Origin of the sequence: Corynebacterium sp. A21 (assembly GCF_052266655.1) — a bacterium.
Lineage (GTDB): Bacteria > Actinomycetota > Actinomycetes > Mycobacteriales > Mycobacteriaceae > Corynebacterium.
The window spans coordinates 813,377-839,229 of sequence record NZ_JBQPQY010000001.1; the positions used below are offsets into that span (position 1 = coordinate 813,377).

Here is a 25,853-nt window from a genome sequence, read left to right on the forward strand (position 1 = left end):
ACCTTTAAGGCCCGGTTACCTGTTACCAGGCATGGCATCTATCCCGGGCGACCTCCAATGGGTAGCTACGGTAGAGCCATACCCAACTGGATTCCCCGGAGATCTCGAAGACCCGGGCACCGAGATCAACCCCCACCTCGATCAATTTTGCCCGCTCCTCACCGAAGGAATCTTCGACCCACCACAGACCATTCACCCCAACTTCCCCAATCTCAAACAGGTTGGGCGTGTCAATTGCGTGGGGGCAGACCACTAGGTTCCGGTGAAGAAATCCTTCGAATCTGCGGCTAATCGTGCGGGGCAAGGCTCCATTTCAGGATGCTGGCGTGGAAATCTCACCGATCACTGGGAATCAAGGAAAAGGTGTGTTCGTCTGTTTTTAAAAATTGCCCATCCTCTACAACCATGGCATTACTGCATTATCTGTAGTTGTTAAACATATTTGTAAAAATCAAGCCCCCAATCATGCCTCTCCATGAAGTGTCGTCATCGGCCGATCCGCTTCTGAACGACTATGGCCTGGATACGCTCGGCAAGCTCTTCGGGGTCAATCTCAGACCCCCGGATCCCCGGCGGATGTCGCTGTATCAAAGGAAGTTTCAGCAACATCCGCCAGCCTCCTGGGCCCGCGAATCGCTGATGGCGGCACATCTCGCCCAGCCCTTCCTTCGAAGTTCACCGATACCCCACAGCCGGACAGTCCCTCTCCCCTGAATCGATGGCCTCAATCGTCAGTGACGAAATTCGACCCGTCCCCTGGACTGAATTCAGTGCGGCACAACACGCCTAAAGATACGGTTGCGTGAGCATTTCCAGGAAGTGTCCGGAAGGGTCTTTGAAATACACACGGAGTCCCTCCCCGTCTGAGATTTCACCCGGGCGCTCCATTCGTGGATCCGCCCAGTACGTGACCTCAAGATGTTCCAACATCTCCAGTCCATGACGAAACTCGGCCTCTGACATGAGAAAGGCCATGTGGATCGGATCATTGACGGGAGCAGCCGCGAATTGCAGCAGCGTACGGTCATCAAGAATGAGGTTGGTGAACGGTCCCCAGCTCGGTGCGTCTTTGGCTCCGATGACTACTTTGTAGAATTCTGCGGAAACCGCGGGGTCATGCGCCCCGATGATGGTGTGGTTGAAACTGACAGCCACTGAAGTATCCAATCTTTTCAGCCGCCTCCATGCCTGACGCTGTCCGCCAACAGCACGCGACGACTGCCCTTTCACTCTATCCGCAGAAACGATTCGGATTCAATCTCGCCATTACCTGGTCCGGCTCCTGCTCTGGGAGCTCCCCCATTGTGGCCGCATTCCACCGGTCTCCACCTTGGCAAGATATCCCACTGTGTGGACGAAGGTCTCCGCGATCCCCGGGGTGAGACCAAAGATTTTCCTCCAATATTCTCACTTAATGGGATTGTCCCACTATGCGGGACACGGTTCCCATTTACTCCAGCACCACTTCCCCACAGCCAGGCGGGACTCAGGCACAGGGCTTGGGCTTACCTCGGAGATTCAAGGAGGATTTCAGGTTTCGGAAGCCCTAAATGGCAAAATCTCTACACCCACGCCACTACCGTAATTACGGCATTTCTGATAGTATTTGTAAATATGAGAGTGCTCGGAAGGGTCCGGCTATCGAGGTCAAATGAGGGCAGCGCCCCGCTTGAACAGCAACGCGAACTAATCGAAGAATGGGCGGCGGCCAACGGTCACGAGGTTGTGGCGTGGGCGGAGGATATAGACGTTTCCGGCTCTGACTCCCCGCTCTCCACCCCGGCGCTGGGCCCCTATTTCAAGAAGCCCCTCGCCGATGACTGGGACATCCTGTGTTCCTGGAAGCTAGATCGTATCGCCCGACGGGTGACGCCTTTGCATCAGGTGTTCGAATGGGTGCGGCAGAACGATAAGACCTTGATCGGCGTCGCTGATGGTGTTGATCTCAGTGCCCCTGCCGGCCGCCTGGTCGCAGCGGTTATCGCAGACATGGCAGAGGGTGAATTGGAGGAAGTCAGCGAGCGGGTGACAGTCTCCCAGCGAAAGCTCCGGGAGGTGGGTCGCTGGGGTGGCGGCACCGCCGCCTACGGCTGGCGTTCGGTGCCGCTGGTGACTGGTGGATACCGGCTAGATCATGATCCAGAAACCTATCCGACCCTGCAACGGATTATCGGGGAGCTCATCGCAGGCAGGCCTACCACGGCCATCGCCGCGATGCTGACCGCAGAGGGGGTCACCGCTCCCCGCAACCACATGAACGGCCTGGTGGGCGGAGAATGGTCCGGTACCGCTATCCGGCGGTTATTGCGGAGCAAGACCCTGCTGGGTTGGGCCACTCATGAAGATGCCCCGGTGCTGGATTCCCAGGGCGAACCGGTGTTGAAGGCTCCCCCGGCCGTATCCCAGGAGAAATACGATGAGATCCAGGCGGTCCTGGATGGCCGGAAGTGGGCGAAGGTTTCCCCGGATAGAACCAGTCCCCTGCTCGGGGTACTGGAGTGCTGGTACTGCGGAGCTCAGATGTACCTGCGCAAAACCAGGAAACGAAATGCCGGCAGCTACTACTGCTCCGAGCAGTGCCGGAAACAACTCAGCGTCAATTCCAATCATGCGCTGGAGATTGTCCACGAGTTGTACCGGAAAGAACTCGGTGCCTTCCATGTTCTGGAGAAGAAGGTGACCTATGCCTCGGACCTCTCCGCAGAGATCCAGGAAGCTAAAACAGCCTATGACGAGATCGCCGCCTTTCTCCCCTCTGCACCGACCGCTGAAACCCGGGACACCTTGTTCAACCAGCTGGACGTTGTGGGAAAGCGGATCACGGCGCTGGAGGATCAGAACACCGGAACCGAGGAGGTCTCCTGGAGCAAAACTGCGCAGACCTACCAGGGACTCTGGGAATCCCTGAATAACGAAGGGCGGAGGCAGCTACTGATCCGAATGGGCGTCAGAGTCAGGGCCAGGCAGTACACCAGGGGAACCAGACACGGCTACGGGGTGGTGGAATCCGAGTTCATCATGCCGACGGATCTCCGGGACCGTCTTGTTGACTAGGGTTCCCAATATCGCAGTGTTATTCCTCTGATTCTTCAGCCAGTCCCGCCAAACGCTCCAGATCAGCGCGAACAGTCTGACAGTCAGCTTCGAAATCGGCAGCGGCGGTGCTCCCCTGCCGCATCGTGAAGATGATCTCAGTGCCTGACGGGTGAACCACCAGCCGCAGTGGGTTGTCCACGGTGGTTCCGTCCGGCAGGGTCACACGGTGATCCAGGACCCCAAGCTGGTTCCATGGCAGAAATACGGTGCGCACCCGACCCTTCGGTGAGTCAAGTTCTACGGTGTTCGCATCCATCACATCTAGGTCTCCCGCGGCCAGCCCAGCGGCCCACTCGGGCAGCCTCGCAAGGTTGCGGGCGATGTCATAGACGGTCTGCGGAAAGGCCTGGGCCACCACTGCGATGTGTCGGGAATCGGAGATCATCATGTCCCCGAGAATAACCCGAAAAACCTTCCTTTTCAGGTGCTGAGGAGCCCTATGCTCAGCACCTGAAAACTGAGCGCGAATCTCTCAGCTATCAATAATTCGGCCTGGCTAGCCAGGATCTGACCGGCACCGCGGTGATCTACGAGAAACCCTGTTCGATCCTCACCCCGAATTACGCCTGGCAGAAGACGGCCCAGTGGATCGATTTTCCCTGGTCCGTTCAGCCGCCGGTGACTCAGCCGCTGGGTTTCTAGCCCCCGGGCTTGATCTGGACAGCCAGGTCTGCGGCGGCGATCTCCCCGGCGCGGGAGGCTGCGGCGACTTCGCGGGCCTTGGGCACTGAACTCCAGGTGTTCCACAGCAACACTCCGGAGACCTTGCCTTCATCGAGGTACCAGATCACCGCTGCTGAGCGCTCATCATTCCAGACTTCTACCAGCTCAGAGCGGGTGGATAGTCGCCCGATGGCCTCATAGCCATCATCAAAGAGGTCAGAGTAGAACAGCGGGGTGTAATCGAAGTTCTCGGTCTGTCCGGCCATGTTTCGCCCGGCGGTGCGCCCGGAACGCTCGGCCATGTCCATGTGTTCGATATGGCGCTCGCCGAAGATCGGGTCATGGAAGTGGGCGATATCGCCGGCTGCGTAGATGTCCTCGGCGCTGGTGCGCAGCTGCGCATCCACCGCTACTGCGCCAGCTTCAAGGGAGAGCCCGGCTTGTTTCGCGAGCTGGGTGTTGAGCACCGCCCCTAGTCCCAGCACCACCACATCGGCGTTGACCTCTTCGCCGGTTTTGTCCCGGAGAGTGAGCTGCGCTCCGGTGTCGATTGAGGTGAGTTCGAAGTTGTTGACCAGGGTGATGTTGTGCTCGGCGAACACTTCGTGGAGGCGGTCGGTGATCGAGGGCGGGAACATGTTCTCCAGCAGCTTCTCACCCAGGTAATAGGCCGTGACTTCAGCGCCGGTGGTGGATAGTCCGGCGGCGATCTCGGAGCCGATATAGCCGCCGCCGACGATCGCGATCTTTGCCCCGGGGGTGGCCAGTTCACGCAGCCGTCGGTAGTCGGCGACGCTGCGTAGGTAGATCAACCGCTCATCGGTGATCTCACCGAAGTGGCGGGCGGTGGACCCCGTCGCCAGGAGCAGCTTGCCGTAGCCGACGGTGTGCCCGTCTCCGGTGCTCACGGTGTGTGCGGCAGCGTCAATCCCGGTGACCGTCACCTCGTTGAATAGTTGGGCTCCGGTGTCTGCGGCGGTGTGCAGGTCCTGTGAGGCCGGGTCATCATCATCGCCGAGCCAGAGGGTCTTGGTCAGCGCTGGGCGGTACACCGGCCCGTCCCCGTCGGCCGAGATGATACCGATGCTGGCGGTCGGGGCGGCTTTCCTGATCGCCCGGGCCGCTTTGTCTGCGGCCACACCGCCGCCCACAATCAGATGGTCATAGCTGTCCTTGAGTGTTGACATGATGGCCGTTCCCTCCTTGGTTGAGCACCCTCGAAGAACTGTTTCCCCCAGCCTAGGCCCTAAATGTGAGCTGTGCCATAGCTTTGCGCGGCGCGTGTCCGGTGCCGGGTATAGGTTGGGAATGGGTCACCCGGAAGGATGCGGTGGCAGCAGCAATTGCCCTACTCAAGGAGAAATATCATGCAGGCTGATCTGACCCCCTACCGCCAGTTCCCCGGCACCACCAAAGAGGCCATGGAGTTCTACCGGTCCGTCTTCGGCGGCGAGCTGCAGGTAATGCCTTATAGTGCCGTCCATTCCCCCGAGGAGGTCGGTGGCATGGCAGACAAGATCATGCATGCCGAGCTGATCGTCGACGGGAAGAAGCTGCTCTTTGCCTCGGACGCCATTCCCGGTATGGAGCGCATCAAGGGTGAGGATACCCCGCTCTCCCTGACTGGTGGCCCCGAGACCGAGGAAGAGCTCCGTGGTACCTGGGAGAAGCTCGCTGAAGGTGGCGAGGTCACCATGCCGCTGGAGGCGGTGCCCTGGGGTGCGGTCTACGGCGCGCTGACTGATCGTTTCGGTACGCTCTGGATGTTTAATATCGGCGGCTGAGAACCCTCGTTTTAGCGCTGACCGCGTCTATTACGTGAGGTCAGTGTGAACTGCACCGCGTCAAGGTGACCGAGTTCGAAGAGTGCCTCGCGCAGTGCGTACTGGAACTGCCACATGCGGCGGAAGACGATGTCGAAACCATCTGCCGCCGCCTCCCGTTGCTGTCCCAGAAAGAGCTGGTGCTGTAACTCGAGGGTCTTGGCGTAGTGCGTTCCCAGGTGGGTCTGGCTGATCACCCGAAGCCCGGAGTGGCGGTCGAAGAGCTGGTGGACCTCGGTGATTGTGGGGTGCTCCAGCCCCGGCCAGATATAGGCCCGCAGCAGGCCCAGGGATTCCCGCACCGCGGGGGTCATGGAGTCGGTGGCCACCACGGTCTGCAGGGTCACCCGACCGCCGGGGATGAGGAGCCGGTCCAGTGCGGCGGCGAAGGCTGGCCGATCCGCCCGGCTGAGTCCCTCCAAACTTTCAACGCTGATGATGGCGTCATAGCGGCCCCGCCATTCCTTCGGCTGGGGAACCGCGCCGGAGATCTGATCGGTGTGCACGAAATCATCCACCCCGGCGAGGGTGAGCTGTTCCTGCAGGGCAGCGAAATGGTCGGGGTCGGCGGTGAGCGAATCGACGGTCGCGCGACGGTGGGCCGCAGCGACCGGTACGGCCCCACCGGCGCTGGGGAGCTCCAGCAGGTGGGTGCCGGGGCCGATTTCGGCGGCGTCGAGAAGCATCTCCACGGCGCGTTGCTGGGCGCCGGTGAGGTCCTCCCGCTCCACGAGCGTGGGATCGGCCAGGGTGGTCACGTCGACGAAGTGGCTCGCCGGTTCACGGTTGCGGCCGGCCCCGGGGACATAGGAGATCACCGCGGTGCGCTCTGTGGTGGCGGGGGCGGAGAAGACCGCTCCGAAGATACTCATGCCGTCGGCGGAGTTCAGTCGGACCAACTCCGGGGGCAGTTCCCCACCCTCATAATGGTCAAATTCAGGCTTGCGGGCGCGACGACCGGCCTTGTATCCAGCGCCGAGGAGCTTGACCAGCACCTCACGCAGTGCGCCGGACCGCCATTCGCCGGCGAGATAACTCTCGGCCAGACCCAGCCAGCCGGAGTCCGCCAACCGGGAGAAGAGTTCCTCATGATCGACGATCAGATCGGGACTGTTCGCGGGGTCAAGGCTCAGTTCGGCTTTCTCGCAGAGTTTGGCGAAGAGGGACTCCGCGTGTCTGGCACGAAGCCTCATCAGGGGGCCGGAGGGGACGTTGGCGACACCGGGCCACCGGTCTGTGTCAATTCCGTGCAGATGGGAAGAATTCACTCCCACCACCACCCTTCCCCACCGGCAATACACAATGCGGATGGAATTCTAACCCTTTTAGGCGCCGGAACCCATCAGACCTGCCGATGGGAATCATGAATTCCGGGGGCAATCAGGCAAAGCAGTGAATCCCCAGGCTGAGCCAAGTTGCGTGCACGTCTACTATGGGTGACAGCGAAACCAAAAACCCTCAAAACAGGAGTTCAACTCACCCATGTCAGATGCTCCCATCCGCCCTGCCGGCGGCCGTCACCATGTAGTCATCATCGGTTCCGGATTCGGTGGCCTTTTCGCCGCCAAGGATCTCAAGAACGCCGATGTCGACGTCACCCTGATCGACCGCACCAACCACCACCTCTTCCAGCCGCTGCTCTACCAGGTGGCAACGGGCATCCTGTCCTCCGGCGAGGTGGCACCGTCCACCCGTCAGGTGCTGTCCGGTCAGGACAACCTGAGCGTGGTCAAGGGCGAGGTGGTCAACATCGACATCGAGTCCAAGATGGTCTCCACCCAGCTGGATGAGATCAACCGCAGCTACGAGTACGATTCGCTGATCATCGCCGCCGGTGCCAGCCAGTCCTACTTCGGCAATGATCACTTCGCCCAGTACGCACCGGGTATGAAGAGTATTGATGATGCTCTCGGTCTGCGGGCCCGCATCGTCGAGGCCTTCGAACGCGCCGAGATCACCGATGATCCGGCAGAGCGTGAGCGCCTGCTCACCTTCGTTGTCGTCGGTGCCGGCCCGACCGGTGTGGAGCTGGCTGGCCAGCTGGCAGAGATGGCACACCGGACCCTCGCCGGTGAGTACACCAACTTCAACCCCTCCTCCGCCAAGATCATCCTGCTCGATGGTGCCCCGCAGGTGCTGCCGCCCTTCGGCAAGCGACTGGGCCGCAACGCCCAGCGCCAGCTGGAGAAGATCGGGGTGACCGTCAAGCTCAACGCCTTGGTCACCAATGTCGATGAGAACGTCGTGACCTACAAGTCCACCATCGACGGCTCCGAGCACTCCATCGAGGCCTTCTGCAAGATCTGGTCCGCCGGTGTCCAGGCCTCCCCGCTGGGCAAGATGGTTGCTGAGCAGGCTGGTGTCGAGACCGACCGCGCCGGTCGCGTCATGGTCAACAATGATCTCTCCGTCGGCGAGCACCGCAATGTCTTCGTCATCGGTGACATGATCTCCTTGAAGGGCCTGCCGGGTGTCGCCCAGACCGCCATCCAGGGTGGCGAGTACGTCGCCGAGCTCATCACCGAGGAGGTGGAGGGCCGCAGCATTGAGGAGCGCGAAGACTTCGACTACTTCGACAAGGGGTCCATGGCCACCGTCTCCCGCTTCTCCGCCGTGGTGAAGATGGGCAACGTCGAGGTCACGGGCTTCGTCGGCTGGCTGCTCTGGCTCGGCGTCCACGTGATGTTCCTGGTCGGCTTCCGTAACCGTGTGGTCTCCGCCCTCAACTGGGGTCTCAACGCCCTGTCCCCGAAGCGCTACAATCTGGCCACCACCCGCCAGCAGCTGCTGGCCCGCAACGCCATTCAGACCGTCGCCGAGCTCGACGGCGTGCCGGCTGACGCACCGATCGACGTGCTCAGCCGCATCAACCTCAATAAATAAGAGGTAGCCGCAGACGCCGCGCTCTCCCCACCTTCCGAGATCATCCGGAACCGGGAGGGTGCGGCGTTTCTGTCTTTTCTGGGGCCCGGCTTTCCCCGGACACGCCCTTAGCGTGGCCCCCATCATCCGGTGGGGGTCCTGCTCTGATAGATTTTCAGCCACAGACACGGGGTGCCTGCCGATCGACGGTGGGCTGAGATAAGACCCGCTGAACCTGCTCTAGCTCGTACTAGCGAAGGGATGTCCTTAACGTGGCATATCCATATCATCTGATCATCGACACTTTGCGCCAGCACACTCCCCTGGTCCAATGCCTGACTAATTCGGTGGTCATGCAGTTCACCGCCAATACCCTCCTCGCTGCCGGCGCTTCACCCGCCATGTGCGACACCCCGGCGGAGTCATATGACTTCGCCCAGGTGGCCTCCGGGGTACTCATCAACGCCGGCACCCCCAGCGCAGAGCAGTACCGGGGCATGGCCGAGGCGATCCGCGGCGCGAATGCGGCCGGCACTCCCTGGGTGCTGGACCCCGTCGCCGTCGGCGGGCTGAAGCAGCGCACCGAGTTCGCCCGGGGGGTCGTCGATAAGCGGCCCACCGCCATCCGTGGCAACGCCTCCGAAGTCGCCGCCCTGGCCGGCCTCGGTGCTGGCGGGCGTGGGGTGGATGCCACCGATTCGGTGGAGTCCGCGCTGACAGCCGCCCGGCTGCTGGCGACGCGCACCGGTGGTGTGGTCGCGGTCTCCGGCCCGGTCGATCTGATCGTCTCCGCGGATCGCGTCACCCGCCTCTCCTCCGGTGATCCAATGTTGCAGCTGGTCATCGGTACCGGCTGTTCCCTGGGGGCGTTGACCGCCGCTTATCTCGGCGCGGTCCGGGATACCGGGATCCCGCTTCACGACGCCGTCCTCGCCGCCCATGCCCACCTGGGTGTCGCCGGGCAGCTCGCAGCCACCCGGGCCACCGCCCCTGGATCCTTTGCCGTCGCGCTCCTTGATGCTCTCCACGAGCTCAACTCCGGGCAGATCCGCGACCTGAGCAGCATCGAGGAGAACTAGGACATGATCGACTACTCCATCTATCTGGTCACTGATCCCCTACTCGGCGGCGGGCCTGAGAAGGTCACCGGCATTGTCGAGCGCGCCCTCGCCGGCGGGGTGAGCGTGGTGCAGCTGCGCGACAAGGACGCCTCCCATGAGGAGTTTCTGGCCCGCGCCCGGGAGCTGAAAACCATCACCGACGCCCATGGGGTGCCCTTGTTCATCAACGACCGCGTGGATATCGCGATTGAGCTGGGTCTGCATCTGCACATCGGGCAGGGCGACATGGCCTATATCGATGCCCGCCGGGCCTTACCGGAGCATCTGCTCCTGGGGTTGACCATCGAGAACCGCCAACAGCTGGCGGACTGCATCACCGAATGCACGACCACCGGGGTCAAGGTCCCGGATGTGGTCGGCCTGGGCCCGGTGCGAGCCACCGAGACCAAACCTGATGCCCCGGCAGCTGTCGGTATCGCGGGCATCGCCGAGCTGGCCCCGATCGCCGCCGAGCACGGTATGGCTTCGGTCGCCATCGGCGGAGTTGGCCAACACAATGCCGCTGAGCTGGCGCGCACCGCCACCGACGGCCTCTGCGTGGTCTCGGCGATCATCGCCGCTGCTGATCCGGCCGCCGCGGCCGCCGATCTCAAGCAGACCTGGGAGCAGCACCGGGCACCGATGAACCAGCCCACCGCGCCTTCCTGCCCCCGCGTGCTCTCGATCGCCGGGACCGACCCCTCCGGTGGTGCCGGGATGCAGGCGGACCTGAAGTCCATCACCGCAGCTGGTGGTTATGGCATGTCCGTGGTGACCTCCCTGGTGGCGCAGAACACCACCGGGGTGCAGTCGTTCCACACCCCACCACTGAGATTCCTGGATGAACAGCTGGCCTCGGTCTTCGGGGACGTCGAGGTGGACGCCCTCAAGATCGGCATGCTGGGCTCCGCCGCTACTGCCGCCACGGTGAGCCGGTGGCTGCGGGAACAGCCGCATGGCCCGGTGGTGCTGGATCCGGTGATGATCGCCACCAGCGGTGACCGGCTACTCGAGGAGGATGCCGAGGCCGCCATCCGGTCTCTGGCCGCTGAGGTCGACGTGGTTACCCCGAATATCCCGGAGTTAGCGGTGCTCGTGGATCAGCCTGAGGCCGCTGATCTGAGCGCCGCCATCGAGCAGGCCAGCGGCTTCGCCGCCGCTACTAATACAGTCGTGATAGTCAAGGGCGGCCACCTGCGTGGGCCCGCCGCCGACAATGCGGTGGTGCGCCCCGATGGTTCCGTGCACCACGTCCTCAACTCCCGGGTGGACACCGACAACAGCCACGGCACCGGCTGCTCCCTGTCCTCGGCGCTGGCCACCCGCCTGGCTGCCGGCGAGAGCGTGGAGCAGGCGCTGGAATGGTCCACCACCTGGCTCAATGAGGCTCTCCGCGCGGCCGATGCGCTGCAGGTGGGTACCGGTAACGGCCCCGTTGATCACTCCCATCTGGCTCGTCGGCTGGCGCAGGCCGGTGACCCGATCCCCTGGGCTCACCTGCAGGCCCCGCCGCTGAGTGGGCGGGATGCCCATCACCTGGTGGCGGCCGCCACCACCCCGAGCCCGGCTCCCGAGATCGAGCCGGCCGGCCCCTTCACCCGGGCACTCTGGGAGGCCAGCGGGGATATCATCGCCGACATCAACTCCTCCAACTTCATCCGCCGCCTGGGTGATGGCTCCCTCGCGCAGCTGGAGTTCGCCACCTATCTCAACCAAGATGCCCACTACCTGCGCGAATATTCCCGCGCGCTGGCTCTCCTCGCTGCCAAGGCCCCGGCGGCTGCAGCTCAGGTGGCCTGGGCACAAAGCGCCGCAGGATGCCTGGTGGTGGAGGCTGAGCTGCACCGCACCTACCTAGGGGGACGCGCCCTTCAGGCGCCTTCCCCGGTGACCACCGGCTACACCGATTTCCTGCTGGCTCGGGCCGCGACCGATGACTATGTGGTCGGGGCGGCTGCGGTGCTGCCCTGCTACTGGCTCTATGCCGAGGTCGGTCTCCTGCTGGCCGCCCAGAACCATGAGGATCACCCCTACACGGAGTGGCTGGGCACCTACTCGGGTGAGGCCTTCCTGGCTGGTACCCGGGCCGCGATCCAGCGGGTGGAGCATGCTCTTGAGGCGGCGGGGCCGGAGCAACGCCTCAAGGCTGCCCGGGCCTTTCTGAGTGCCTCAGTCCACGAGCGGGAGTTCTTTGATCAGGCCAGCCGGATGAATCGCTCCTAGCTCGCCCTTGCAGGGCGTTGAGGCCGGGCTCGGCGTCGAAAAGCAAGCGCAGCCGGGCGATGAGGGCGGGATCGACCTGACTCGCTCACTTGAGGCGCCTGGGCATTGTTGCGGCCGCGATACAGAGAAAGCCCACCGCGAAAGCCAGACAAATGAAGGTTTTGGAGACCACCTCAGCGGTCACCCCGTCCGTGGATGCCGCCAGCGCGGCGTCCACCGCATAGGACAGTGGCAGGAAATCCGAGATCCGCTCCAGCACCGTGGGCATCTCCGCCCGTGGAACAAGCAGCCCACAGAGCAGGATCTGCGGGATGATCAGCACCGGCAGGGCCTGCACCGCCTGGAACTCACTGCTGGCAAATGCCGAGCTGAACAGCCCCAGCGCAACACTGGTCAGTCCGGTGGCGGCCGAGATACACACCGTGATCCACCACGGCGCCGCGGTCTCGATGCCCAATCCATAACGCATGACCATCACCAGCAGAAAGGACTGCAGAATCGCCATGATGCCAAAGGCGATGGCGTAGCCCAGGATCAGGTCGGCCCGGTGCATCCGGGTGGTCCACAGCCGCTCCAGAGTGCCGAGGGATCTCTCCCGCTGCATCGTCACCGAGGTGACCAGAAACATCAGGGTCAACGGGAAAATCGCGATCATCACGGTGGCGATCATGGTGAAGAGCAGCTCTCGGCCGGGATCACCGCGGTAGAGATAGTAGAAGAGCACCATCAGCAGCATCGGGGCGACCAGGATCAGCGCTATCGAACGAGGGTCCGCGCGCAGCTGCGCCAACACCCGGGCGGCGGTGGCAGCCGTTAGTTTGAGGTTCATTGTTCTTCCGCTCCGGGGTCTCCGATGGCCACCAGGAAGGCATCCTCGTAACTGGTGGTGTGGGTCTCGGCGAGCAGCTCGGAAGGGCTGCCCTGCCAGATGATCCGACCACTCCGCAAGAGGATCAGCCGGTCACAGCGGGAGGCCTCCTCCAGTACATGACTGGAAACGATCAAGGTGGTGCCCTCCTCGGCGAGCTGGTGGAACTGCGCCCAGAGGGAACGGCGCGTCACTGGATCCAGACCGACGGTGGGTTCATCCATCACCAGCAATTGCGGCTGCCCGACCAGCGCACAGCCGAGCGAGGTACGGCTGAGCTGACCACCGGAGAGATCGGAAACCCGACGGTCGGCGAGCTCCGAGATGCTCAGGCTCGCCATGATCTCATCCGGGCCCCGACCTGAACCGGCGACAGAATGGAAATACTCGAGGTTCCGGCGCACGCTGAGATCGGTGTAGACGCTGGCAGACTGGGTGACATAGCCGATCTGACCACGTAGTTCGGATTTGCCCGCGGGAAAATTCAACACCTCCAGCTCCCCACTGTGGCCCTGGACCCCGACGATGGCGCGCATCAGCGTGGTCTTTCCGCTACCCGAGGGCCCGAGTAAACCGGTGATCTGACCGGTGGGGATCTCAAAGTTGAGGTCGTCCAGGACAAGGTTTCGATGTCGGCGCGGGCCCAGGGTCACACTGAGTCCCCGGGCCCGCACTGCCAGAGATTCAACAGTTGTTGAGCGGCTCATGAGATCAGTATGCGCTCAACAAGCACCCAGGACAATGGTGCCCACATTCATGCTTGTGCGCAGCTGCACTATGCCGTGTCCAGAGCGGCGTCATCGAAGGAGTCTCCGGAAACTCGCTCCGCCGGGAGAAACTCCGACGTCTGATCTGCCCGCATCGGAATCCCCCGACGCTCAGAGATGAACACCGCTCCATCCGGGAACCGGAACTCCACCTTTGCCGGATCTCGCTCCGGGATGCTGATCTGGAGAATTCCCGCGGAGACCATCGAATGGCAGGCCGAACACAATGGGATGAGATTATCCACATCAGTGCCTCCGCCTGCCGCCCAGGCCACGATGTGGTGGAACTCCAGGAAATGGATGTGCACACAACCCGGGGTCGCACACTGCCCACCCCACTGCATCAGGAGAAACTTCTCTTGAGCTGCGTTGACCGTACGATTCCGCCGACCCACATACACCGGTACCCCGGTCTCGTCGATCACCGCGAGCTGAGTATGTGCGTTCAATAACTGCCGATACAGATATTTGACCTCCGCTCCAGGTTTCCCGATCAGATGAGGATAGTGATCTGCACTGACTTTGAGCATCACCTCAGCACCGGGGGCACGCACCTGACTCCGCGGGGCAGCCCGAACCATCGCCACAACTGCGAGCAGGGACTGCAGGAATGCATGGCGTAGGGGCGGACCAAAGCGCGTACCCCGGCGAGGAGGTTCAGCTTCGGACGGAGTCTCACCGTCTGCAGACTCGGGATCATTCTTCGCGGGAGGGTCTTCGACCTGGTGGGAAGCCACCGCCTCCGGAGTCTCATGCGCCTTCTCGACCAATTCTTCAAGTTCTCCCGGATCCAGCTGGTGGAGATTCTGGACTCCCTCCTTAGGAAGATCTACCAGGGTGCGGAGGGAAGCCAGTTCACCGATCTTTAGGGCGGCCAGCAGTTCAGCTCCCCGATCCGCTTTGAGGCGGCCCCAGAATTTCAGGTCTCCGGTCTCCTCATCAGTGGTTACCTTGAAATATTCTGCGGCGTTCTTGCCGGACTTGGTGGTGGTGGGACGGCCAGCCAGAGCGTGCTCCAGTCCCTCAAGGGTCAGCGTGAGCGCGAGATCGACGAGTTCGGCTTCGTTATCCGCACTGAGGTATCTGAGCAGCAGACGGACCTTCGAGTAGGAGATGGTGGCGGCCAAGAATTCGGCGGCCACCAACGGGAAGTCACGGAGTTTATTGGCGACGTGGAGGTACTCATAGGCGGTGCGTCTGGCGATACCGCATTCACGGGAAAGCCAGGAGATCGGGGAGCTGGATCCTCGTTCACGGCATAGTTCGCGGCTCGCAAATTCCCCTAGGCCCACGAGAAATGAGGCCTTGAAGTGAGTGAGGCTGCGGTGGGCATCATGAAGATGGTCGATGAGTTCGGTGTCAGGCAAGGTGGTGATTGTGCGGATCATCATTCCCCCGGATGAACGCTGAGGCTAGATTTTTATCGAACACTTGAACGATAAATCACTGACCGGACACGCCCACCCCCACACTACCCCCGCAGGGTGAATCGGCCGCTAAGCGGCATATTTTCCGTGCGCAGCTGCGCACACCTTCCCCTTTGTGCACACCAAACCAGGGACATATCGCGCCGAGCAGCCGCAGTGCCAACAAGCCCATCCCTGCCATCGGCAATCAGACTCGGTGCGCAGCTGCGCACAAGACGCCACCTCCGAGAAAGAGCAACTCCCGCCGCACGTCCCCAGATTCAGCGATCAGACCTTGAAGAACACCGCCACCAGGAACTCTGACCCCTCACGGAAGGGCTTGAGGTCCCAAGACTCGAAGACATTCTCCAGTTCCAGGCCAACTTCTTTAGCGGTGGCGATGAAGTCATCGAAACCCCAGCCACGCCCGGCACCGAAGCCGATCACCACGCGGCCCTCCGCCGCCAACGCGCGTTGGATATTGGCCAGCGCAGCCTCCCGGGACTCCTCCGCCACAAAGCCCATGACATTGCCCGCCGAGACGATCATGTCGAAGTTGCCTTCGGGCAGTTCGTCCACGCCCAGGTCGCCGACTTCCCAGCGGCAGTCCGGGAAATCATGTCGGGCGTGTTCGATGAGGATCGGGTCCAGGTCGGTACCCACCACGGTGTGTCCCTGCTGGGCGAGGTAGCCGCCGAGCCGGCCGGTGCCGCAGCCGGCATCGAGGATGCGGGCGCCGCGCTCGACCATGGCGTCGATAAGCCGGGCCTCGCCATTGATGTCCACGCCCTCGGCAGCCATCTTCTTCCAGCGGGCGGCGTAGTTCTCGGAATGTGAGGGGTTGGTTGCGACGATTTCTCTCCAGGTAGCCATGGCTTCCAGTATAGGTTCGGTCGCGCCCAGCCCGTGCGGGGCTGTAGGTCTAAGATGGCGGAGTGGTCTGACTAGTCCGTCCTCACCGCCGAGCAGAAGGAGCGCGATCACCATGCCTAACGGAAGTGAGCGTTTCCGCCCCGGCAATCTACCTCGACCTCGCCTGAATGGTGCCCCCGTGCAGCCTTCCCGCGGTCGGTTGCGGGTGCCGGTGGAGCGCGTCATCGAGCAGTGTCGGGTCTATATCGACGGGGTACAGCGCAAAGGGCAGTACAGCCATTCTTCTGCGCTACGCGAGGTGGAGCAACATCAGGAGACCGGCTTTGTCTGGCTCAGCCTGAATGAGCCCAGCGAAGAGCATATGCTCAAGATCGCCTCGGAGTTCGACATCGATGAGCTGATCGTCGAGGATGCGGTCACCGCCCACCAGCGCCCCAAGCTGGAACGCTATGATAATCAGCTCTTCATGGTCATCCGCTCGGTGCAGTACACCGACCGCGCCTCCGTCACTGATCGCCGCGAGATCATCGACACCGGTGAAGTCCAGCTCCTGATGGGGCCCAACTTCATCATCACGATCCGGCATGACACCGACCTGCCGGACCCGCAGAACAAGCTTGATGACGACCCGGACATGCGCGCCGAGGGACCCAGTGCGCTGGCCTGGGCCACCGCCGACCACCTGGTTGATGAGTATGTACGCATCGCCCAGCTGTTGGAGATCGAGGTCGACCGCCTCGAAGAGGAGGTGTTCCGACTCAACTCAAAGTTCGACATCGAGCAGATCTACACCCTCAAGCGAGAGATCCTGGAGATGCGGCACGCCGTCGATCCACTGATTCCTGCACTGCGCTCGCTGATCCAGGACAATAAGGACCTGATCAAGAAGCAGGTGCGTTCCTACTTCCGAGACGTGCTCGACCACGCGATCATCGCCGCTGACCAGGTGGACTCCTATGATGAGCGGCTCAGTGCCCTGATCAACGCTGGCGTGGCCATGGTCTCGCTACGGCAGAACCGGGATATGCGTACCATCTCCGCAGTGGTCGGCATGGCGGCCGTGCCGACCCTGATCGCCGGTATCTACGGCATGAACTTCGACAATATGCCGGAGCTGCACACCGAGTACGGGTACTTCATCACCCTGGCGTTCATCGTCCTGGCGGTGCTGGTGATGCTCTGGTGGTTCCGGCGAAATGACTGGCTCTGAGGCAGTCGATGTCAGCCCGATAACGCTCAGCCCAGCAGCATGGTGCGCAGGGTGGTACGTGCGACAAGCTTGCCCTGGTGTGTCATGGTGACCTGCCAGATCTGGGTACGGCCACCCAACTGAATCGGCTCGGCGACAACCTCGATCAGCCCCTCCCGGACGGAGGAGATGAAATCGGTGTTGTTGTTGACCCCGACCACCGGTTTGCCGCCGGCGGCCACCAGTCCCGCGGTAGAACCCACTGACTCCCCCAGCGCTGCGAATACACCCCCGTTGACCAGACCCACCGGCTGGAGATGTTGCTCGGCCACTTCGAGCTCAGCGGAGACCCCGGCCGGGTCCAGCCGGGTGTAGCGGAGGCCGATCGCCCGTTCCATACCTGTCAACCCCGCATTAAGCGTGGTGAGTTCTTCTTCATTCAGGGCGCGCGTGGCGGCAAGCGCGGTCAATTCCAGCAGTTTCATGGGGTCAACAATACCGCCGCCACAGATCACACCTATTGGTACTATCTTTCTTGCCCCTTTTGCCGCGCAATGATCACAACATGAGTATTGTTGTGCGCATGAGCACTGAGACTTCCCTCGCCCAAATCGGCGTCGTCGGACTTGCCGTCATGGGTTCCAACCTCGCCCGCAACTTCGCCCGCAACGGTCACACTGTGGCCGTCTACAACCGCAGTACGGAAAAAACCGACTCACTGATCGCCGAGTACGGCTCGGAGGGCAACTTCATCCCCTCCGCCACCGTCGAGGAGTTCGTCGCCTCCCTGGAGCGCCCGCGTCGCGCCATCATCATGGTTCAGGCCGGCAACGCCACCGACGCCGTGATCAACCAGCTGGCTGATGCCATGGACGAGGGCGACATCATCATCGATGGCGGCAACGCCCTCTACACCGACACCATCCGTCGCGAGAAGGAGATCGCCGCCCGCGGTCTGCACTTCGTCGGTGCCGGTATCTCCGGTGGCGAGGAAGGTGCCCTGAACGGCCCCTCCATCATGCCCGGCGGCCCCGCCGAATCCTACAAGTCCCTCGGTCCCCTGCTCGAGTCCATCGCCGCCGTCGTTGACGGCACCCCCTGCGTCACCCACATCGGCCCCGATGGTGCCGGCCACTTCGTCAAGATGGTCCACAACGGCATCGAGTACGCCGATATGCAGGTCATCGGCGAGGCCTACCACCTGCTGCGCTACGCCGCCGGCATGTCCCCCGCCGAGATCTCCGAGGTATTCAAGGAATGGAACGCCGGCGACCTCAACTCCTACCTGATCGAGATCACCGCTGAGGTGCTCAGCCAGGTCGATGCCGAGACCGGCCAGCCGCTTATCGACGTCATCGTCGACGCCGCCGGTCAGAAGGGTACCGGTCGCTGGACCGTCAAGGCCGCCCTCGACCTGGGCATCCCCACCACCGGCATCGGCGAGGCGGTCTTCGCCCGCGCCCTGTCCGGCGCCGCCGCCCAGCGGGCCGCCGCCCAGGGCAACCTGCCCACCGGGCAGCTGAGCACCCTCGAGGACCTCGGCGTCGATAAGCAGGCTTTCGTGGAAGATGTCCGCCGGGCACTCTACGCCTCCAAGCTGGTCGCCTACGCCCAGGGCTTCGACGAGATCAAGGCCGGCTCCGATGAGCACGAGTGGGACGTTGACCCCCGCGACCTGGCCACCATCTGGCGTGGCGGCTGCATCATCCGTGCCAAGTTCCTCAACCGCATTGTTGAGGCCTATGACGCCAACGCCGAACTCGAGTCCCTGCTGCTCGACCCCTACTTCCAGAGCGAGCTCGGCGACCTGGTTGACTCCTGGCGCCGCGTGGTCATCGCCGCCACCCAGCTGGGCCTGCCGGTGCCGGTCTTCGCCTCCTCGCTGTCCTACTACGACAGCCTGCGGGCCGAGCGCCTGCCCGCCGCCCTGATCCAGGGCCAGCGTGACTTCTTCGGCGCCCACACCTACCGCCGCGTGGACAAGGAAGGCTCCTTCCACACCCAGTGGTCCGGTGACCGCACCGAGATCGAGGCTTAAGATCTCCCCCGTTTAGTCCGCCACCAGAACCCCCCGTCCCTCCCGCACCAGTTGTGGGAGGGACGGTTTCTCATTGTTCGCCGCGGAGCGCGGGGATCAGACCGCTAGCTCCGGCCAGTCTCTTTCCAGGCCCTCAAAAATAAAGTTGAGCTTGGTGCTCACCGAGTCGGTTTCAATCCAGCTCGGATCGGGTTGAAGGAAAGCCTCGGGCCCAGTCTGCGCGATGATCCGATCGAGCCCACGGGTCCCCGATTCATCACAGGAACGCATGGCGATGATCCCCAGATGCGAAACCAACACGGTGTCCGAGACGAAGCTGATGGCAAACAGCGCCTGCCCGGGAGTCCTTCCCCCCGCGACCAGTGCCTCGGCGTACACCTTCGCGATGTTGTCGATGTGGATCATTGCGGTGGGCATGCCATAGAGCACATTCTCCAGCCCGGGGATCTCCTCGCACATCCGCCAGGATTCATCTGCCCACAGCTGCAAGAGCTCGCGCCACTCCATCCCGGGCGCCGGGACCGCGTAACCCTCCTGAATCTGATCGAGACAGGCGTGGATGATGTCATCGCGGGATTCAAAAAGCCGGTAGAGTGCCGCCGGAACCACCCCGAGACGCCGGGAGATTTCAGTGATGGTAGCTCGGTCGATCCCGATCTCTACTGCAGTGGCTATGACATCTTCCCGACTGAAGGCCGGTTTACGTCCACGTTTATCCCTCATGTTCTCCAAGGATAGTGCCCCGCCCCTGAGTACTGGCCCATCTGTCTGCATGAGGCGTTACTCTTTCTCCTCCTCGATGGTGCGCCCCGCCCAGATGTACTCGGCCATGCGGATCCCCTCCGACCAGGCGATTGGGCCGACCTCAGCCGGCGGCAGACTACTGCCCTCGATGCTGAAGAAGAGCCTTCCCAGGCGTGCCTCCTCCCCGGGATCATAGGCATCGGCCTCAAGTGAGACGGTCACGGTCTGCTCCCCTTCCTGGACCTTGACGCTGACCTCATTGAGGCTGGCGGCGAAGCCGGCACCTCGGGCACGGCCGATCAGGTGCCCGGCGACCTGGTAGGTTCCCTCGGAGTAGGCGTTCACCGCATCCTGCTGCCCCTGCTCATCGGCCGGCTTGGCGGTGGTCTCCCGGAACAGCTGGTCCAGCCCCTGATTCACCCCAGCTCAACCGCGAACTCACGCCACTCAGCCAGGTCCCCGATCAGGACAGGGTGCGGGATGGAGATCATCGCTGAATCCGTCTTGGCGATCTCCACGCTCTCGCCGTCCAGATCCACCAGGTGTAGGCCGTCCTCGTCTGCCTTGCGCAGCAGCCCCGTGGTCTGGCCATCGGTGATCAGCAGGTCCCGGAGAAAGCGACGCCAGGACAGTGACCGGAACCGGCAGATCAGAGAGGAACCAGTTACGCACGGTGTCCCGGCAGGTCTCGATATGCTGGGCGATATAGGCGCGCAGCGCATCAAGTTGCTCATATTCCTCAAGCTTCTTCACCTTCGCCGGCACCGACTTGAGGAGCTTCCCCTTGGCGTTGCGGGCGAGGATCTCGGTGCCTTCGAGCTTGAGGGAGTAGTCCCCCGCCGGGATCCAGGCATCCGTGGTCTCATCGAGTTTCGTGGCCATGGGAATCTCCAAGTCTCTCAGCTGTGCAAAACAGGTTAGGGCAAAATAGTCGGGTTCGTTAGCACGCTTATCGACGCCCCCGCCAGTAGGACTCGGCGCTCAACTCGGCGTAGCCCGGCGCGTCCCCTTCGGTGACCCGCTGCCAGGCAGTGGCGAAGACCCGTCCGTGGGTGTTCAACAACGGGTGCGCGTATACCGCTGGGCGGACCTTCGCGTCTCGCCAGAGCAGCTAGGCCGGTGCTTTCCAGTTCTCCATGGCTTTTGCGCCGGGGACTGCGGGTAACCAGCCGCCGGGGAGGAAGCTGTTTCTTCCGGCTCCGGAGCGTTGTGCCTGGAGGAGCAGCCCCTGGGCCAGCAGGGGTTCGGTGGCGGCGTCTTCGCTGAGGCCATGGTGTGCGCTCGCCGCAGCCACCAGCTCGGGCGCGCTGTTGCGCGGGTCGAAGGGGTGGCCTTGCCCGGTCATGGTCTCGGAGCTGAGCTCGGTGATCAGTTCATCGAGGTATCACTCCAGCAGCGCACCTACCGCGCCGTGGTTGGGCAGAGGTTCTGCCGAGGCCAGGGCAGTGGCCAGCTCCACCTTGTCGGCGTGATCGCTGGCCTCAACCCTGGCCGGGGTCTCGTGTTTGAGGGTCCAACAGCGCAGCTGGATCAGCCGCAACAGCACCGAAAGATAATCGGCGCGGTGCATCCATTCCCCGCGCCCTTGGCCCATCGTGGGCTGCTTCTCCGAAAGCACCTCAAGTACCCAGTGCCGGCCGTAGTTGGCGTGCGGACCCAGCTGGGCATATGCCTCGGCGGTGAGGATGATCAGCGAGCTGCCGAAGAAATCCCGCCAGGTGACGATGATCGCCTCGGCATTGAGGGCGCCATGCAGGTAGGAGCTGGGATCATCCACCGAGACCGCGGCACCGCGCAGCTGCGCAGCCTTGGTGCCGAGTTCATTGAGCTGGGTCTGGGCAACCAGTGCCTGGGCGGTACTGAAGCCGAAGAGGTCCCGATTGGACTTGCTCATTACTTTTCGGCCCTGGTTGCCGGGGCTGCGTCCCAGCAGGTAGTACAGCGTCTCGGGCAGCAGGCTGGTCGCCGTAGAAATCTTGGCGACGGCCGTGGGATCGATGCTCCCGGTGCCGGCTGGTGGCTTCGAAGCCGCCAGGCCCTGCGCTTCCGCGAGAATCGTGCGCAGCGTCCCCGTGATCAGCCGGTGAGTCCGGTGCCGGTGCAACGGGACGTCGTTGACGTGTTCTCGGGCATCGGGGACCAGCACCACGTCTCGGCCCATCGAGATATCCACCACAGTCCCAGGGCCGAGTCCGGCGGTCTTGAGCTGCTCCGGGGTGTCCACCAGATGGGCAATATGTCAGTGGCCGCACAGCATACCCACCTCAATCATCCGCTCGAGCAGCTCATGGAGGTCCGCCCAGGGTCAACAGCTCCAGCTCATTGCCGATGAAACGTTCCATCGGTGCGACATAGATGATCCTGCCCTGCCCGGGGCGGTTGCCGTCCCGGATGATGAAGTCCAGCAACACCAGCAGCTGGCTCAGGTCCGGGCTACGGTGTCGCTCCCCATACAGCGGTGGCCTCGATGTGGGTGCTCAGGTTCAGGATGCGTTCCGCCCCGGCCGAGATACCCGGCGCCACCGGTGTGGCAGTGGGTCGGGTCTGTGGGGCGTGCTCCCCCGCCGCTTTGCGCTGGAGGCCCGAGTAGTGGCGGGCCAAGCGGATGACCGCGAACACGCGCCGGGTCACTGCTTCGCTCAGCTCCGGGGAGATGGTGCGCAGCTGCGCACGGATCAGTCCGCGGTCCAGGTAGAGCAGCTCCTTTTCCTCGACGGTGACGGCCTGCAGCAGTTTCCAGGCCTGCTCCCGGGAATAGCGGCGCATCAGCGCACTCACCCCGGCGTCCCGGGGTTGCAGCTGGTGAAGGGCGGCGGGCGGGAGATCATCGACTAATTCGCGCGGGTAGCTTCCAATGATCGACAGCAGTGCGTCCCAGGCCTCTGGGGGCGCGCGGGAATAGCGGATCAGGCTGGCCTCGATCCCGGTGAGGAAAGCCCGGGAGGCACGGCCAAAACCACGGGTGCCGAGGATGGCACCGAGCAGCAGTTCATCCGCCTCAGCCGGTTTGAGGGCAGCGGCCTTGCCGGCGGCGCTGAACTCCTCGAAGGCGGCGCGGTGGCGGGTCGGGTCAATGGGCAGGCTGTGGACACGTTCATATTCCCGGTCCAGGTCGAACAGTTGCTTGGCGTAGGTGGGGTTGGCCTCGCCCAGGAAGATGTGGGCACCCTCCTCGAGGAAGGTGGGTACGAAGTGCGGGGCGGATTCCCCCAGCTGGGCGGAGATCTCCTCAAGGTGGTCCTTGACCTCCTTCTTCTTCGATCCGGCCCGCCGGGTGGCCCGTTCGAGTTCACCGACCAGGTTCAGGGCATGCCGGGCGTTGGCGGGATCGGAGATGATTGGCCAGGCGGGAACCTCAGCGCCCGGGTGGCGGGCGCAATCCCGAAGGTGTCCATCCTCAGGTTCCCCACCTCTGCCAGGGGCTGCGGCGTGCACCATGTAGGTGACGGCCACCAGCGAGTGCGTGTTCCGGCCGGTCGCCGTGGCCAGGGTGTCAGCTCCCCCGAGTCCGAGAACACGGGTCATGGCGGTTCTCCTCTGCGATTGTGGTCTCGAGACTAAACGAGGAATGCCCACCCGGCGCGTTATGTTCCCGGATTCAGGTCAGTCCTTGATGGACAGGTACACCCCCAGGCTCAGCACATTCGGCAGATGATCAGGTCGGGTGCCCAGACACTCGAGCAGCGCAGCGGCGGTCGGGGCGGCCAGGGTGCCCCGTGTGGCGATCCTTTCCAGCCAGGGCTGCAGGATCTGCGCCACGGTGCGCGGTGCGGTGGCCAGCGGCGGGTTCTCCGGCGGTGCGGGGGTGCTTATCGACGCCCCCTCCGGCGCACTTGGCCGATCCAGCCCAGGGCAAGGACGCGGCCTTCCCGGAGCAGCAGCGTCGCCTCAGCCTCCGGCACCAGCACCGAGAGCAGACCGGCAAGTCCGAGCTTGCGGGCGGCGGGTAGGAAGGTGCAGTGCTCCACCCCGGCTCCCACCTGCAGCTCCAAGCCACCGGATCAGGACCAGCTCGATCTCCGCCGCCCGGGAGGTGATCGGGGAAATGTACTCGAAATTGAATCGACGTTTGAGTGCCGCCGACATCACCGAGACCCCTTTGTCCCGGAGGTTCGCGGTGGCGATCACACTGAACCAGGGGGGCCGCGGCCACCGAATACTCCCCCAGTTCCGGGATCGCCAGGCGCCGTTCCGAGAGCATCGGCACCAAGGCGTCCTGGACCTCCGGCAGGCAGCGGGTGACTTCCTCGATCCGGGCGATCCGACCCCCGCGCATCGCCTGCAGCACTGGTGAGGGCACCAGGGCCCGGGCGGACGGCCCCTCCGCCAGCAAGAGTGCATAGTTCCAGCCGTAGCGCAGCTGATCTTCGGTGGTTCCGGCACTTCCCTGCACCGTCAGCTCGGAGGAACCACAGATGGCGGCGGACAGCAGCTCCGAGAGCATGGACTTCGCGGTGCCCGGTTCCCCGACCAGCATCAGCGCCCGGGCCCCGGCGAGGGTGACCACGCAACGTTCCACCAGGCCGCGGTCTCCGATGAACTTCGCCGGGATATCCAGGCGGGCAGGCACGCCGGGGGTCGCCGCACTATCATCAAGCCTGAGGCCCTGAACAGCGCAGATGAAGGTGACCACGGCTGCCGGCGTCAGCCGCTACCCCGGTGGTCGAGGTCCCCGGTCAAAGGCCACCAAGAAGGCTAATTGCTCGCTGAAGGTGCGTTCGGGCAGCTCAATTTGTACTGATTTCGTGACCTGGCTCATGCGCTCCAACCTAGACGGCGCACCGGACACGCGCCCGAAATACGGGATTGCCAGCACAAATGCCCGCCTGATATGCGGAGCTTCAGCGACCACCCGCTATGCTGTTGGCAATGACAACTTTCAAGGACCTTGGCCTACCGCTCCCCATTGTGCGCGAGCTGCAGCGCGAAGGAATCACTGAGCCTTTCCCCATCCAGGCTGCCGCAATCCCCGATGCCCTCGCTGGGCGTGATGTGCTCGGCCGTGGCCCCACCGGCTCCGGCAAGACCTTCACCTTCGGTCTTCCCATGCTCGCCCGCCTGTCCAACTCCGGTTCCTCCAAGCCCGGCCACCCGCGTGGCCTGGTACTGGTGCCCACCCGCGAGCTGGCTGCGCAGATCCGCGAGCGCCTCGATCCCGCCGCAGCCACCATGGGCCTGCGCACCCTCGACGTCGTCGGTGGTGTGGCCATTTCCCGGCACATCCGCGCACTCGCGGCCCCGGTGGACCTGCTCGTGGCCACCCCCGGCCGCGCCCAGGATCTGCTGGACCAGGGCAAGCTCTTCTTCGACCGGGTGGAGATCACCGCCCTCGATGAGGCCGATCACATGGCTGACATGGGCTTTCTCCCCCAGGTCCGCCGTCTGCTGGACAAGACCCCCAAGGGTGGTCAGCGTCTGCTGTTCTCCGCCACCCTCGACGGTGACGTGAAGAAGATCATCGATCGCTACATGAACAATCCGGTCACCCACTCCACCGCACCGGTGGAGGCATCGGTCAACACCATGACCCACCACCGCCTGCTGGTCGGTGGCCGTGATGAACGCAATGATGTGGTCACCCGGATCGCCGCCCGTGAGGGCAAGACCATCATGTTCATGCGCACCAAGCATGGGGTGGATCGCCAGGTCAAGAAATTGCGCCGGATGGGCGTCAATGCCGCCGGCCTGCACGGCGACAAGGGGCAGAACACCCGCGCCAACGCCTTGGCCGGCTTCACCGACGGCTCCGTACCCGTACTGGTGGCCACCGATATCGCCGCCCGCGGTATCGACATCAATGATGTCTCCCTGGTCGTCCACGTCGATCCCCCGGCCGAGCACAAGGCCTACCTGCACCGCGCGGGTCGTACCGCACGTGCGGGTACCTCCGGCACCGTGGTCACCCTGGTGATGGATGAGCAGGTCAAGGAAGTTGACCAGCTGATGAAGAAGGCCGGGGTGAGCGCCAAAGAGGTCAAGGTCCATCCCGACTCTGATTCTTTGGCTAAGATCACTGGTGCGCGCCGTCCCTCGGGCAAGCCGATCCCGGAACCCCATCAGCAGGCACGGCAGCAGGGCAATCAGCCCCGGTCCCGCAGCAACCAGAACGCCAGCGGAGGCCGCAGTACCACCCCTCGCCGTTCGAACGTCGGACGTCGCCGCACACGGAAAGATGGTCCCACGGCCTAATCACGGTCGCCG

Annotated in this window: 26 protein-coding genes and 1 riboswitch; of the genes, 8 read left to right on the forward strand and 18 right to left on the reverse strand. The window is 63.3% G+C overall.

Annotation, left to right across the window (positions count from 1 at the left end):
• Positions 1-22 precede the first annotated feature (22 nt).
• On the reverse strand, positions 23-196 hold the full coding sequence (locus tag ACTU46_RS03705) for a hypothetical protein (protein ID WP_443379139.1): 174 nt from the start codon (positions 194-196) through the stop codon (positions 23-25).
• Positions 197-786: 590 nt separating this feature from the next.
• Positions 787-1,167 carry a VOC family protein gene (locus tag ACTU46_RS03710; protein ID WP_443379142.1) on the reverse strand — a complete coding sequence of 127 codons (381 nt, stop codon included), beginning with the start codon at positions 1,165-1,167 and terminating at the stop codon, positions 787-789.
• 447 nt (positions 1,168-1,614) lie between these two features.
• On the opposite strand from ACTU46_RS03710, the gene ACTU46_RS03715 reads away from it, so the two are divergent.
• Positions 1,615-3,054 carry a recombinase family protein gene (locus tag ACTU46_RS03715; RefSeq protein WP_443379145.1) on the forward strand — a complete coding sequence of 480 codons (1,440 nt, stop codon included), beginning with the start codon at positions 1,615-1,617 and terminating at the stop codon, positions 3,052-3,054.
• 19 nt (positions 3,055-3,073) lie between these two features.
• On the opposite strand, the gene ACTU46_RS03720 is transcribed toward ACTU46_RS03715, so the two are convergent.
• A complete protein-coding gene (locus ACTU46_RS03720; protein WP_443379148.1) occupies positions 3,074-3,484 on the reverse strand; it encodes a hypothetical protein in 411 nt (136 codons plus the stop codon).
• A gap of 250 nt (positions 3,485-3,734) precedes the next feature.
• Complete coding sequence (locus tag ACTU46_RS03725; RefSeq protein WP_443379150.1) at positions 3,735-4,946, reverse strand: NAD(P)/FAD-dependent oxidoreductase; 1,212 nt, start codon at positions 4,944-4,946, stop codon at positions 3,735-3,737.
• A 180-nt stretch (positions 4,947-5,126) separates the two neighbouring features.
• Between ACTU46_RS03725 and ACTU46_RS03730 the strand changes: the two genes are divergently transcribed.
• Positions 5,127-5,543, forward strand: coding sequence for a VOC family protein (locus ACTU46_RS03730; protein ID WP_443379153.1), 417 nt, complete (start codon positions 5,127-5,129; stop codon positions 5,541-5,543).
• 11 nt (positions 5,544-5,554) lie between these two features.
• On the opposite strand, the gene ACTU46_RS03735 is transcribed toward ACTU46_RS03730, so the two are convergent.
• The gene (locus tag ACTU46_RS03735; RefSeq protein WP_443379155.1) at positions 5,555-6,850 is read right to left on the reverse strand and encodes a class I SAM-dependent methyltransferase; all 1,296 of its coding nucleotides are present in this window, start codon (positions 6,848-6,850) and stop codon (positions 5,555-5,557) included.
• Positions 6,851-7,064: 214 nt separating this feature from the next.
• Between ACTU46_RS03735 and ACTU46_RS03740 the strand changes: the two genes are divergently transcribed.
• The 3 genes from ACTU46_RS03740 to ACTU46_RS03750 all read left to right on the forward strand — a co-directional run bounded on the left by ACTU46_RS03740 (position 7,065) and on the right by ACTU46_RS03750 (position 11,767).
• Positions 7,065-8,465 (forward strand): NAD(P)/FAD-dependent oxidoreductase, encoded by a 1,401-nt coding sequence (locus tag ACTU46_RS03740; protein ID WP_443379158.1) that lies wholly within the window; start codon positions 7,065-7,067, stop codon positions 8,463-8,465.
• A gap of 157 nt (positions 8,466-8,622) precedes the next feature.
• Positions 8,623-8,723: riboswitch (TPP riboswitch) on the forward strand.
• On the forward strand, positions 8,717-9,523 hold the full coding sequence (gene thiM / locus ACTU46_RS03745; RefSeq protein ID WP_443379161.1) for a hydroxyethylthiazole kinase: 807 nt from the start codon (positions 8,717-8,719) through the stop codon (positions 9,521-9,523). Its footprint overlaps the riboswitch before it by 7 nt.
• A gap of 3 nt (positions 9,524-9,526) precedes the next feature.
• Positions 9,527-11,767 carry a bifunctional hydroxymethylpyrimidine kinase/phosphomethylpyrimidine kinase gene (locus tag ACTU46_RS03750; RefSeq protein WP_443379164.1) on the forward strand — a complete coding sequence of 747 codons (2,241 nt, stop codon included), beginning with the start codon at positions 9,527-9,529 and terminating at the stop codon, positions 11,765-11,767.
• Between the two features lie 85 nt (positions 11,768-11,852).
• Here the strand turns inward: ACTU46_RS03750 and ACTU46_RS03755 are convergent, their stop codons facing one another.
• The 4 genes from ACTU46_RS03755 to ACTU46_RS03770 form a co-directional block, all read right to left on the reverse strand.
• Positions 11,853-12,596 carry an ABC transporter permease gene (locus ACTU46_RS03755; RefSeq protein ID WP_443379166.1) on the reverse strand — a complete coding sequence of 248 codons (744 nt, stop codon included), beginning with the start codon at positions 12,594-12,596 and terminating at the stop codon, positions 11,853-11,855.
• Positions 12,593-13,342, reverse strand: a complete 750-nt coding sequence (locus ACTU46_RS03760) for an ABC transporter ATP-binding protein (RefSeq protein ID WP_443379169.1) — start codon at positions 13,340-13,342, stop codon at positions 12,593-12,595. Before ACTU46_RS03760 ends, ACTU46_RS03755 begins: the two co-directional genes overlap by 4 nt.
• Before the next feature lie 68 nt (positions 13,343-13,410).
• A complete protein-coding gene (locus ACTU46_RS03765; protein ID WP_443379172.1) occupies positions 13,411-14,769 on the reverse strand; it encodes an HNH endonuclease in 1,359 nt (452 codons plus the stop codon).
• Between the two features lie 327 nt (positions 14,770-15,096).
• Positions 15,097-15,681, reverse strand: coding sequence for a class I SAM-dependent methyltransferase (locus ACTU46_RS03770; protein ID WP_443379175.1), 585 nt, complete (start codon positions 15,679-15,681; stop codon positions 15,097-15,099).
• A 112-nt stretch (positions 15,682-15,793) separates the two neighbouring features.
• On the opposite strand from ACTU46_RS03770, the gene corA reads away from it, so the two are divergent.
• The gene (corA, locus tag ACTU46_RS03775) at positions 15,794-16,891 is read left to right on the forward strand and encodes a magnesium/cobalt transporter CorA (protein WP_443379178.1); all 1,098 of its coding nucleotides are present in this window, start codon (positions 15,794-15,796) and stop codon (positions 16,889-16,891) included.
• Between the two features lie 26 nt (positions 16,892-16,917).
• Here corA and ACTU46_RS03780 read toward each other — a convergent pair whose 3' ends face one another.
• Positions 16,918-17,355 (reverse strand): PaaI family thioesterase, encoded by a 438-nt coding sequence (locus tag ACTU46_RS03780; RefSeq protein WP_443379181.1) that lies wholly within the window; start codon positions 17,353-17,355, stop codon positions 16,918-16,920.
• Between the two features lie 98 nt (positions 17,356-17,453).
• Here ACTU46_RS03780 and gndA point away from each other — a divergent pair, with 98 nt between their 5' ends.
• Positions 17,454-18,908, forward strand: a complete 1,455-nt coding sequence (gene gndA / locus ACTU46_RS03785; protein WP_443379184.1) for an NADP-dependent phosphogluconate dehydrogenase — start codon at positions 17,454-17,456, stop codon at positions 18,906-18,908.
• 96 nt (positions 18,909-19,004) lie between these two features.
• Here gndA and ACTU46_RS03790 read toward each other — a convergent pair whose 3' ends face one another.
• The 8 genes from ACTU46_RS03790 to ACTU46_RS03825 form a co-directional block, all read right to left on the reverse strand.
• Positions 19,005-19,631, reverse strand: a complete 627-nt coding sequence (locus ACTU46_RS03790; RefSeq protein WP_443379187.1) for a TetR/AcrR family transcriptional regulator — start codon at positions 19,629-19,631, stop codon at positions 19,005-19,007.
• Positions 19,632-19,688: 57 nt separating this feature from the next.
• A complete protein-coding gene (locus ACTU46_RS03795) occupies positions 19,689-20,072 on the reverse strand; it encodes a hypothetical protein (RefSeq protein ID WP_443379189.1) in 384 nt (127 codons plus the stop codon).
• A complete protein-coding gene (locus tag ACTU46_RS03800; protein WP_443379192.1) occupies positions 20,069-20,386 on the reverse strand; it encodes a DUF4132 domain-containing protein in 318 nt (105 codons plus the stop codon). Before ACTU46_RS03800 ends, ACTU46_RS03795 begins: the two co-directional genes overlap by 4 nt.
• 377 nt (positions 20,387-20,763) lie before the next feature.
• A complete protein-coding gene (locus tag ACTU46_RS03805) occupies positions 20,764-20,997 on the reverse strand; it encodes a hypothetical protein (RefSeq protein ID WP_443379195.1) in 234 nt (77 codons plus the stop codon).
• A 39-nt stretch (positions 20,998-21,036) separates the two neighbouring features.
• Positions 21,037-21,876 carry a hypothetical protein gene (locus tag ACTU46_RS03810; protein ID WP_443379198.1) on the reverse strand — a complete coding sequence of 280 codons (840 nt, stop codon included), beginning with the start codon at positions 21,874-21,876 and terminating at the stop codon, positions 21,037-21,039.
• 61 nt (positions 21,877-21,937) lie between these two features.
• The gene (locus ACTU46_RS03815) at positions 21,938-22,063 is read right to left on the reverse strand and encodes a hypothetical protein (RefSeq protein ID WP_443379201.1); all 126 of its coding nucleotides are present in this window, start codon (positions 22,061-22,063) and stop codon (positions 21,938-21,940) included.
• Between the two features lie 22 nt (positions 22,064-22,085).
• Entirely contained in the window at positions 22,086-23,177 is a 1,092-nt protein-coding gene (locus ACTU46_RS03820) for a hypothetical protein (protein ID WP_443379203.1), read from the reverse strand.
• A gap of 130 nt (positions 23,178-23,307) precedes the next feature.
• The gene (locus tag ACTU46_RS03825; protein ID WP_443379206.1) at positions 23,308-24,222 is read right to left on the reverse strand and encodes an ATP-binding protein; all 915 of its coding nucleotides are present in this window, start codon (positions 24,220-24,222) and stop codon (positions 23,308-23,310) included.
• A 299-nt stretch (positions 24,223-24,521) separates the two neighbouring features.
• Between ACTU46_RS03825 and ACTU46_RS03830 the strand changes: the two genes are divergently transcribed.
• Positions 24,522-25,841, forward strand: a complete 1,320-nt coding sequence (locus ACTU46_RS03830; RefSeq protein ID WP_443379209.1) for a DEAD/DEAH box helicase — start codon at positions 24,522-24,524, stop codon at positions 25,839-25,841.
• The last annotated feature ends 12 nt before the right edge of the window (positions 25,842-25,853 follow it).

Coding starts and splice junctions, on each gene's coding strand:
- ACTU46_RS03820 (WP_443379203.1), bottom strand. CDS start 23,177: ATGACCCGTGTTCTCGGACTCGGGGGAGCTGACACCCTGGCCACGGCG.
- ACTU46_RS03805 (WP_443379195.1), bottom strand. CDS start 20,997: ATGACCGGGCAAGGCCACCCCTTCGACCCGCGCAACAGCGCGCCCGAG.
- ACTU46_RS03720 (WP_443379148.1), bottom strand. CDS start 3,484: ATGATGATCTCCGATTCCCGACACATCGCAGTGGTGGCCCAGGCCTTT.
- ACTU46_RS03740 (WP_443379158.1), top strand. CDS start 7,065: ATGTCAGATGCTCCCATCCGCCCTGCCGGCGGCCGTCACCATGTAGTC.
- ACTU46_RS03715 (WP_443379145.1), top strand. CDS start 1,615: ATGAGAGTGCTCGGAAGGGTCCGGCTATCGAGGTCAAATGAGGGCAGC.
- ACTU46_RS03750 (WP_443379164.1), top strand. CDS start 9,527: ATGATCGACTACTCCATCTATCTGGTCACTGATCCCCTACTCGGCGGC.
- ACTU46_RS03800 (WP_443379192.1), bottom strand. CDS start 20,386: ATGAGCAACTTGATGCGCTGCGCGCCTATATCGCCCAGCATATCGAGA.
- ACTU46_RS03730 (WP_443379153.1), top strand. CDS start 5,127: ATGCAGGCTGATCTGACCCCCTACCGCCAGTTCCCCGGCACCACCAAA.
- ACTU46_RS03770 (WP_443379175.1), bottom strand. CDS start 15,681: ATGGCTACCTGGAGAGAAATCGTCGCAACCAACCCCTCACATTCCGAG.
- ACTU46_RS03790 (WP_443379187.1), bottom strand. CDS start 19,631: ATGAGGGATAAACGTGGACGTAAACCGGCCTTCAGTCGGGAAGATGTC.
- gndA (WP_443379184.1), top strand. CDS start 17,454: ATGAGCACTGAGACTTCCCTCGCCCAAATCGGCGTCGTCGGACTTGCC.
- corA (WP_443379178.1), top strand. CDS start 15,794: ATGCCTAACGGAAGTGAGCGTTTCCGCCCCGGCAATCTACCTCGACCT.
- ACTU46_RS03725 (WP_443379150.1), bottom strand. CDS start 4,946: ATGTCAACACTCAAGGACAGCTATGACCATCTGATTGTGGGCGGCGGT.
- ACTU46_RS03755 (WP_443379166.1), bottom strand. CDS start 12,596: ATGAACCTCAAACTAACGGCTGCCACCGCCGCCCGGGTGTTGGCGCAG.
- ACTU46_RS03830 (WP_443379209.1), top strand. CDS start 24,522: ATGACAACTTTCAAGGACCTTGGCCTACCGCTCCCCATTGTGCGCGAG.
- ACTU46_RS03780 (WP_443379181.1), bottom strand. CDS start 17,355: ATGAAACTGCTGGAATTGACCGCGCTTGCCGCCACGCGCGCCCTGAAT.
- ACTU46_RS03760 (WP_443379169.1), bottom strand. CDS start 13,342: ATGAGCCGCTCAACAACTGTTGAATCTCTGGCAGTGCGGGCCCGGGGA.